The sequence below is a fragment of the Novispirillum itersonii genome (assembly GCF_014205675.1).
Taxonomy (GTDB): domain Bacteria; phylum Pseudomonadota; class Alphaproteobacteria; order Rhodospirillales; family Rhodospirillaceae; genus Novispirillum; species Novispirillum itersonii_A.
The window spans coordinates 52,481-61,623 of sequence record NZ_JACIIX010000019.1; the positions used below are offsets into that span (position 1 = coordinate 52,481).

General features: G+C 61.1%; 8 protein-coding genes. 6 read left to right on the forward strand and 2 right to left on the reverse strand.

Features of this window, described 5'->3' with window-relative positions; translation table 11 throughout:
* Positions 1–42 precede the first annotated feature (42 nt).
* Positions 43–1,635, reverse strand: coding sequence for an ABC transporter substrate-binding protein (locus tag FHS48_RS18450; RefSeq protein ID WP_184265917.1), 1,593 nt, complete (start codon positions 1,633–1,635; stop codon positions 43–45).
* A 315-nt stretch (positions 1,636–1,950) separates the two neighbouring features.
* A complete protein-coding gene (locus tag FHS48_RS18455) occupies positions 1,951–2,427 on the reverse strand; it encodes an Lrp/AsnC family transcriptional regulator (protein WP_184265920.1) in 477 nt (158 codons plus the stop codon).
* A 221-nt stretch (positions 2,428–2,648) separates the two neighbouring features.
* On the opposite strand from FHS48_RS18455, the gene ald reads away from it, so the two are divergent.
* The 6 genes from ald to FHS48_RS18480 all read left to right on the forward strand — a co-directional run bounded on the left by ald (position 2,649) and on the right by FHS48_RS18480 (position 8,937).
* Positions 2,649–3,767 carry an alanine dehydrogenase gene (gene ald / locus FHS48_RS18460; RefSeq protein WP_184265923.1) on the forward strand — a complete coding sequence of 373 codons (1,119 nt, stop codon included), beginning with the start codon at positions 2,649–2,651 and terminating at the stop codon, positions 3,765–3,767.
* Between the two features lie 489 nt (positions 3,768–4,256).
* Positions 4,257–5,390 carry an ABC transporter ATP-binding protein gene (locus FHS48_RS18465; protein WP_184265926.1) on the forward strand — a complete coding sequence of 378 codons (1,134 nt, stop codon included), beginning with the start codon at positions 4,257–4,259 and terminating at the stop codon, positions 5,388–5,390.
* Between the two features lie 163 nt (positions 5,391–5,553).
* A complete protein-coding gene (locus FHS48_RS20630; protein WP_416046524.1) occupies positions 5,554–5,991 on the forward strand; it encodes a type 2 periplasmic-binding domain-containing protein in 438 nt (145 codons plus the stop codon).
* Entirely contained in the window at positions 5,963–6,601 is a 639-nt protein-coding gene (locus FHS48_RS20635) for an extracellular solute-binding protein (RefSeq protein WP_416046526.1), read from the forward strand. The genes FHS48_RS20630 and FHS48_RS20635 overlap by 29 nt, the downstream gene beginning before the upstream one ends.
* A 221-nt stretch (positions 6,602–6,822) precedes the next feature.
* Entirely contained in the window at positions 6,823–8,100 is a 1,278-nt protein-coding gene (locus tag FHS48_RS18475; RefSeq protein WP_260402574.1) for an ABC transporter permease, read from the forward strand.
* 12 nt (positions 8,101–8,112) lie between these two features.
* Positions 8,113–8,937: an ABC transporter permease gene (locus FHS48_RS18480; RefSeq protein ID WP_184265932.1), complete on the forward strand. Its 825-nt coding sequence runs from the start codon at positions 8,113–8,115 to the stop codon at positions 8,935–8,937.
* Positions 8,938–9,143 lie beyond the last annotated feature (206 nt).

Here is a 9,143-nt window from a genome sequence, read left to right on the forward strand (position 1 = left end):
CCCCGCAGCGCAGCAAGGCTGCGGGGGTGTCGGGTCACAAACTTACTTGGAGAGGCTCATTTCCTGGAAGTACTGGCCGCCCAGCGGGTCAATCTTCCAGTCCTGCACTTCCTTGCGCACCGGCTGGTACACGACGGAATGCGCAACGGTGATCCACGGCGCTTCTTCCTTGAAGATCTTCTGGGCCTGTTCGTACAGGGCAGTACGCTTGGCAACGTCAGATTCGACCTTCGCCTGCTGGATCAGAGCTTCGAAGTCCTTGTTGCACCAACGGGACCGGTTGGCGGAGCCGACGGCATCGCAGCCCAGCAGCACGGCCAGGAAGTTATCCGGATCGCCATTGTCACCGGTCCAGCCCAGCATGAAGGTGGACTGTTCGCCGGCCTTGGTGCGCTTCAGGTATTCGCCCCACTCGAAGGAGACGATTTCCGCTTCAACACCAACCTTCTTCCAGTCCGCCTGAATCATTTCCGCCATACGGCGGGCATTCGGGTTGTACGGGCGCTGCACCGGCATCGCCCAGATGTCGGTCTTCAGGTTGGTGACACCGGCTTCCGCCAGCAGCTTCTTCGCCGCTTCCGGATCGTACGGATAATCCTTGGTGTCGTTGTTGTAAGACCAGATGGTCGGCGGAATCGGGTTCTTCGCCTTCACACCGGCACCCTGATAGACCGCCTCGATGATGGCGTCCTTGTTGGTCGCCATGTTCAGGGCCTGACGGACCTTCTTGTCGTCAAACGGCTTCTTTTCGGTGTTGAAACCGAGGTAGCCGATGTTCAGGCCCGGCTGGTTCATCAGGGTGATGTTGGCGTCGGTCTTCATCGCCGCCAGATCGGCCGGGTTCGGGAAGGCCATCACATGGCACTCACCGGCCTTCAGCTTGGCATAACGGACGCTGGCATCCGGGGTGATCTGGAAGACCAGCTTGTCTTCCTTCGGCAGACCGGCCTTCCAGTAGGCCTTGTTCTTTTCGTAGCGGATCTGGGCGTCCTTCTGGTAGCCCACGAACTGCCACGGACCGGTGCCGACCGGCTCCTGATCGACCTTTTCCGGGGTCCCGGCCTTCGACATCTGGTCAGCGTATTCCGCCGACAGGATGGAGGCAAAGTCCATCGCCAGGTTGGCGATCATCGGGGCTTCCGGACGCTTCAGCTTGAAGACCACGGTGTAGTCGTCAACCTTTTCGATCGCTTCCAGCAGGTCCGGGAAGGACATGGACTCGAAGTATTCGTAGGACCCGCCGATGCCGTGGTACGGATGATCCTTCTTCCACTGACGGTTGAAGGTGAACAGCACGTCGTCGGCATTGAAGTCGCGGGTCGGCTTGAAGGTCTTGGTGGTGTGCCACTTCACGCCCTTCCGCAGATGGAAGGTATAGGTCTTGCCGTCAGCCGAAATCTCCCACTTCTCGGCCAGACCCGGCTCCACCTGAGTGGTCCCGATCTTGAACATGGCAAGGCGGTCAAACACCGCGCGCGAGGTCGCGTCGAAGGTGGTGCCAGCGGTGTAGTGCTGCGGGTTGAACCCTTCCGGGCTGCCTTCCGAGCAGTAAACAATGGTCTTGGCGTTGGCAACACCGGCACCGGCAATCGCCATTGCCAGCACGGAGGTAACAGAAAGAAGTACCTTACGCATCATGCGCTCCCTGTTAGATCGCCTGTAAAGTTACCCGTATCCGTTTTTGGATACCTTTTGACCTCTACACGCGCACGCCCGCCGGAACAACCGGCAATTCAGGCTATCTCATTGTTTTTATTCATAGCCCATAGGTTTGACGCACATCGTGATTGCTAAATGCTATGGACGTTCCCATCCATCCTCAGCCTCGATGATACCGCATCAAATCTGCCCGGTGGCATTTCATCCGTATAAGGAACACTGACCGAAAGATTAGAAAAGGCAGGGACCGCCTATCCTTTCAGGCGCATTTCCCTGCCTTCCCGGACCACCTCAGCCCCCGGTCGCCGTGGCCACCGGCATCGATGGCCTGCGAACGATGGTCCGCAAGGCGAAATTGGACTGGATTCGCGACACACCGGGCAGCTTGGACAGCACTTCCTTGTGCATACGCTCATAATCCGCCGCGTCCTTCACCAGCAGACGCAGCAGATAATCCGCCGATCCGGACATCAGATAGGCTTCCATCACCTGCGGATTTTCGCGGATCGCCGCCTCAAACTGCTCCAGATAGTCTTCCGTCTGCCGCTCCAGCGTGATCTGGACCACCACGGTGGTGCCGTACCCCAGCGCGACGGAGCTGACGCGGGCGGCATAGCCGACAATCACCCCTTCCCGCTCCAGAATCTGCACCCGCCGCAGACAGGCTGACGGCGACAGCCCGACCCGCTCCGACAGTTCCTGATTGGTGATGCGGCCGTCCGTCTGGAGGACCGCCAGAATGCGGCGGTCCATGGCATCAAGGTTCATGGAGATTTCTCCGATGTTTTGTCTCCCAGTGCGCAGATAATTCCATATTTACGCGTCTGCACACAAGTCTTCGCAAGGACAGGCCGGGAAATGCCGTTGTATCCTTAACATTGATAAAAGGGGCGCAGACCCTGCCTGACCGGGCATAAAGCCCGCAGACCGCTCAGACCGGAAAACAGGCCGGGCCGACCCGCACCCCATAATTTCAAAGGGAGGTTTCCATGCTGATTGGTGTTCCCAAAGAAATCAAAAACCATGAGTACAGGGTCGGAATGACCCCCGCCGCCGTCCGCGAGGCGGTTGCCCACGGGCACCGGGTGACGGTCCAGAAAGGGGCCGGAGCCGGGGCCGGATTTTCAGACGGGGCCTATACCGCTGCCGGAGCCGCAGTCGCAGACACCGCCGCCGAGATCTTCGCCACCGCCGACATGATCGTGAAGGTGAAGGAACCGCAGCCGGTTGAATGCAAGATGTTGCGGGAAGGTCAGGTGCTGTTCACCTATCTGCATCTGGCCCCGGATCCGGATCAGGCCCGGCTCTTGCAGGACAGCGGCTGTACCGCCATCGCCTATGAAACCGTCACCGATGCCCGGGGCGGCCTGCCACTGCTGGCCCCGATGTCCGAGGTTGCCGGGCGGATGGCCATTCAGGTCGGTGCTGTCTCCCTCCAGAAAGCCAACGGCGGGCTGGGCATGCTGCTCGGCGGCGTTCCCGGGGTTGCACCTGCCCGTGTCACCGTCATCGGCGGCGGCGTGGTCGGCACCCATGCCGCCCGTATGGCCATCGGACTTGGTGCCGACGTCACTGTCCTCGACCGCTCTCTCGACCGCCTCCGTTTTCTGGACGATGCCTTCGGCCCGGCCCTGAAAACCCGCTACGCCACCCTCGATGCCACGGAAGATCTGGTGTTCGGAGCGGATCTGGTGATCGGAGCGGTTCTGATCCCCGGGGCCGCCGCCCCCAAGCTGATCCGGAAAGACCAGCTGAAGCAGATGAAGCCGGGCTCCGTCATCGTCGACGTCGCCATTGATCAGGGCGGGTGCTTCGAAACGTCGCATGCCACCACCCATGCCGACCCGACCTACATCGTCGATGATGTGGTGCATTACTGTGTCGCCAACATGCCGGGCGCGGTGTCCCGCACCTCCACGCTGGCCCTCGGCAATGCCACCCTGCCCTTCACGCTGGCGCTGGCCGACAAAGGATGGCGGCAGGCCCTTGCCGATGACCGGCACCTGCTGAACGGCCTGAACATCCACGCCGGAAAAATCACCTACGCCGCTGTTGCCGATGCCCTCGGCGGCCCCTACACCGCTCCGGCCGCCATTCTGGCAGCCTGACGGTTCCCGGGCCGGAATTTCCTCTCCGGGCCGGACCTCCGCCGCATCCGCCGGCGATGCCGGGCAGACCTCTGCCCGTTTGTTCCCAAGTCACACTCAGGGCGTCGGTCCGCACGGACCGGCGCCTTCTTTTCAGGGGCGGACCATGCCCCCTCTTCCACCAAATGGTGACAGGAAATATTAAACTCCTCCCCCCGGGGCACCCTTGCGTTCCCCCCGGCCACCCGATAGGGTGGTTTCCCGCAGAAAACCGCATAGAGCTTCGGTTTCCACGCCATCGTGATTTTTCAAACGCCCCAAAAAAAGATTGTCTATTTTTTTAAACGTGCCATTCTGTGTGCAAGAACAGTGACACACACGGGAAGGCAGGACCATACGGTCCGGATGGGACAAAAAAGGCTCAGACGCCCCAATACCCCGCCGCCTTGGGCGCCCCCGATAAAGCTGTGTCAACAGGGATAGCTTATTTCGATGGGAAAGGCCGACCGGATGTCCGCAATTGCCACCTCTGGAGCCCAGCAACCGACCGCGTCCGCGGCTTCGGATACGATTGTTTCGTTCCGCGGGGTCCAGAAGACCTACGACGGCGAATCGCTGGTGGTGAAAAACCTTAATCTTGATATCCGTCGCGGCGAATTCCTGACGATGCTCGGGCCGTCGGGATCCGGCAAGACCACATCGCTGATGATGCTCGCCGGGTTCGAGGTGCCGACCCACGGCGAAATCATGTTCGACGGTCAGTCCCTGCGCAACACCCCGCCGCATAAGCGCAATATCGGCATGGTGTTCCAGAACTACGCCCTGTTCCCGCACATGACCGTGGAAGAGAACGTCGCCTTCCCGCTGTCCGTCCGCCGGGTACCGAAGCACGAACAGAAAGACCTTGCCCGCAAGGCGCTGGCGATGGTCAAGCTGGAAGGCAAGGAAAACCGGCATCCCGGTCAGCTCTCCGGCGGTCAGCAGCAGCGCGTGGCCCTTGCCCGTGCTCTGGTGTTCCAGCCGAAGCTGGTGCTGATGGACGAACCGCTCGGCGCGCTGGACAAACAGCTGCGCGAGCATATGCAGATCGAAATCAAGCATATCCACGAACGTCTTGGTGTCACCATTGTCTACGTGACCCACGATCAGTCCGAAGCGCTGACGATGTCTGACCGCATTGCGGTGTTCAACGACGGCATCATCCAGCAGCTGGACAGCCCGACCGGCCTGTACGAAACCCCGCAGAACAGCTTCGTCGCCCATTTCATCGGCGAGAACAACATCCTCAATGGCGAAGTCACCGCCGTTGACGGCGCGTTCTGCAAGGTCCGCCTGAACGGCGGCACTGAAGTGACGGCCCGCGCCATTAACATCAAGGGCGTCGGCAGCCGCACCAGCCTCTCCTTCCGTCCGGAAAAGGTGCTCATCGAAGGCATCAATGCGGACCACCCGAACCAGCTTCCGGCCCGGGTGGAAGAGACCATCTATCACGGCGACCACGTCCGCGTGCGCATGACTGTCGCCGGCAGCGAAGGCTTCACCGTGAAAATGCGTTTCCGCGCCAGCCGCCCGATCCCGGTTCCGGGTGAGGAAATGGCCGTCGCCTTCGCTGCGGAAGACTGCCTGGCGCTGGATCCGGTTTAACGGATGCGGGCGGCCGCCCCGAGACTGGCTGCCGCCCTGCCGCTATCTTGGTTTTGATCCGGGCCGATGGAAACAGGGAGTCCAGGTCCGGGTCTTTTTCAGGGCAGACCGCATTCCGGGAATACCGGAACACCCTGCCCCCAACACTGGGAGACCGAAGAGCATGCTGTTCAAGAAAATGCTGATTGCCGGTACCGCTGCCGCCACCGTCCTTGCTGCCACCGTTGCCGGGGCGTCGGCCCGCGATCTGACCGTGGTGTCCTGGGGTGGGGCCTATCAGGAAGCGCAGAAGAAAGTCTACTTCGAGCCGTACAAGGCGTTTTCCAAGTCCAACCTGATTGACGAATCCTGGGACGGCGGCGTTGGCGTTCTGCGCGCCAAGGTCGAAGGCGGCAATGCCACCTGGGACATCGTGCAGGTGGAATCTGACGAACTGGCCCTCGGCTGCGAGGAAGGCCTGTTCGAAAAGCTCGACTTCGCCAAGATCGGCGGCAAAGACGCCTACATGAAGGAAGCGGTCAACGACTGCGGCCATCGTCTACAACTTCGTCCTCGGCTACGACAAGGACAAGCTGAAGGACGGTCCGAAGTCCTGGGCTGATTTCTTCAACACCGCCAAGTATCCGGGCAAGCGCGCCCTGCGCAACGGCCCGAAGACCACCCTTGAAATCGCCCTGATCGCCGACGGCGTTGCTCCGAAGGATGTCTACAAGGTTCTCGGCACCGAAGAAGGTGTGAACCGGGCATTCAAGAAGCTTGAGTCCGTCCGCAAGGACCTGATCTTCTGGAAGGCTGGCGCCCAGCCGCCGCAGCTGCTCGCCTCCGGCGAAGTCGTGATGACCTCCGTGTATAACGGCCGTATCGACGCCGCCAACAACAAGGATGGCAAGAACTTCGGGATCGTCTGGGACGGTTCGCTGTTCACCCTCGACAGCTGGGTCATCCTGAAGGGCAGCCCGAACGTCGACGCCGCCTATAAGGCGCTGGAGTTCATGGGCAAGGCTGACGTGCAGGCCGGTCTGCCGAGCCACATCGCCTACGGGGTCACCAACAAGGACTCCAAGAAGTACATCAACCCGAAGCGTCTGAAGGATCTGCCGACGGCTGACGAGAACATCGCCAACGCCATCGAGATCAACACTCAGTTCTGGCTGGAAAACAACGACCGCCTGACCGAGCGTTTCAACAAGTGGGCGGCCAGCAACGGCTGATCTGCTGACTGAGAGTCTGGGTGCCGGGTCTTACCGGCCCGGCACCTGACCTTTTTTGCGGACCCGCAAGATCCGGCACGTCCGGTCAGGCCCCGCCTGTCCCGCCTGTCCCGCCGGTCCGTGCCGTTGATGCTGCGGCAGTGTTCTCCCGTGCCTTCAGTCCTGTTGCGCCCGGGGAGTTCTCAGCGCCCGCTTCCGTGACCGATTTCCGGGAAGATCCGATGACCGTCCCAGCCTCTGCCTCCGCTGCCCCGGCCCCGGCCGACCCCGCAGCCACCCATGACAGTCCCGCTGCGCTGAAGCAGAAACTGCGCCGCGCCGAGCGGATGCGCAAACTCCGGGCCATGGGCCTGATCGCCCCGCTGTTTTTCTTCCTGCTGATCACCTTCGTGGTGCCGATCGCTGACATGCTGCGCCGCAGCGTCCACGATACGGAACTGTCGACCGTCTGGCCGACCGTAACCGCCGCCATGAAGGGCTGGTCCGACCGCAGCACCGTTCCTGACGAAGCGACCTTTGCCGCTCTGGCCAAGGATCTGCGCGCCGCAGGGGAAACCAAGACCCTTGCCGTCGCCGCCCGCCGCCTGAACTATGCCGTCGATAACGGCCGGTCTCTGGTGTTCGGCACCGCCCGCCGCCTGCCGGTCAATGCCACCAACTGGAAAGAAACCCTGATCGGTATCGAGCCGCGCTGGGGTCAGGTCGAAACCTGGAATGCCGTAAATCAGGCCTCCGGCCCGCTGACCTCCTTCTATCTGCTGGCCGCCCTTGACCGTGAGAAACTGGCCGACGGCAGTATCATCAAGGCTCCTGAACAGAATTCCATCTACATCGACATTCTGGAACGCACCTTTACGGTCAGCCTGTCGGTGACCCTGCTGTGTCTGGTGCTTGGCTTCCCGGTGGCCTACCTGCTGGCCACCCTGCCGCCCAAGCATGCCAACATGATGATGATTCTGGTGCTCCTGCCGTTCTGGACCTCGCTGCTGGTGCGCACCGCCGCCTGGGTGGTGCTGCTTCAGGAACACGGCATCGTTAACGAGATTCTTCTTGCCCTCGGTGTGATTGAACAGCCGATCCGCATGATCTACAACCGGGTCGGGGTTTACATCGCCATGACCCACATCCTGCTGCCGTTCATGATCCTGCCGCTGTATTCGGTGATGAAAGGCATCAAGCCGCATTTCATGCGGGCTGCCACCTCGCTGGGGGCCACCCCGACCGAGGCCTTCATCCGGATCTATCTGCCGATGACCCTGCCCGGCATCGGTGCCGGGGCCCTGCTGACCTTCATCCTTGCGCTTGGTTACTACATCACCCCGGCTCTGGTGGGGGGCGCTGCCGATCAGATGATCAGCTTCTTCATCGCCTTCTATACCTCTGACACCGTCAACTGGGGCATGGCCTCGGCGCTGGGTGCGGTTCTGCTGGCGGCAACCCTTGTGCTCTACAGCCTGTACAACCGGCTGGTCGGCATCAGCAACATGCGGCTCGGATAAGGAGGGCACATCATGGCAAGCACCCATAACCGTACCCTTCAGGAAAAAGTGTGGATCACCGTCCTCTATGGCCTGTCCGCCGCCGTTCTGGTGTTCCTGATGGCCCCGATTTTCGCCATCGTCCCGCTGTCGTTCAACTCCGGTCAGTTCCTGACCTATCCGCTGGAAGGCTTTTCCCTCCGCTGGTATCAGGAGTTCCTCAACAGTGATGCGTGGATGCGGGCCCTGAAGAACAGCTTCTTCGTCGGCATAATCTCCACCCTGCTGTCAACCTCGCTGGGAACGCTGGCGTCGCTGGGGCTGACCCGGGCTGACTTCCGCGGCAAATCCATCGTGATGGCCGTCCTGCTGTCCCCGATGATCGTGCCGATGGTCATCACCGCCGTCGGGTTCTACTTCTTCTTTGCTCCGCTGGGTCTGACCGCCAACTATACCGGTCTGATCCTTGCCCACACCGCACTGGCCACCCCGTTTGTGGTGATTACGGTGTCAGCCACCCTTCAGGGCTTTGATACCAATCTGGCCCGGGCCTCGGCCAGTCTGGGGGCTGATCCGTTCACCACCTTCTTCCGGGTTGTCCTGCCGCTGATTGCTCCGGGTGTGTTCTCCGGTGCCCTGTTTGCCTTCGCCACCTCCTTCGACGAAGTGGTGGTGGTGCTGATGGTCGCCGGTCCGGAACAGCGGACCCTGCCGCGTGAAATGTTCTCCGGCATCCGTGAAAACATCAGCCCGACCATCACGGCGGTGGCAACGGTGATGATCATGGTGTCGATCGTGATGCTGGCAACGCTGGAACTGCTGCGCCGCCGGAATGAACGGATGCGCGGGATCCGCTGATCCAGAGGGTTTCCGCAGAAGGGACCACCGGTTTGACGGCTGAAAAGTCTCTGACTTCTTGAAATCAGAAACTCTTCTTCGATGAACCGGATCCCCCAGTCGGAGAAATCTCTTGTATGTTTCCCCCACACAGGCGTACGCCTGTGTGGGGTCGGTGAACGGGTGAGCCTGCTGGTCCCTTCTTCCCTGAAGAACGTGCTTGAGAT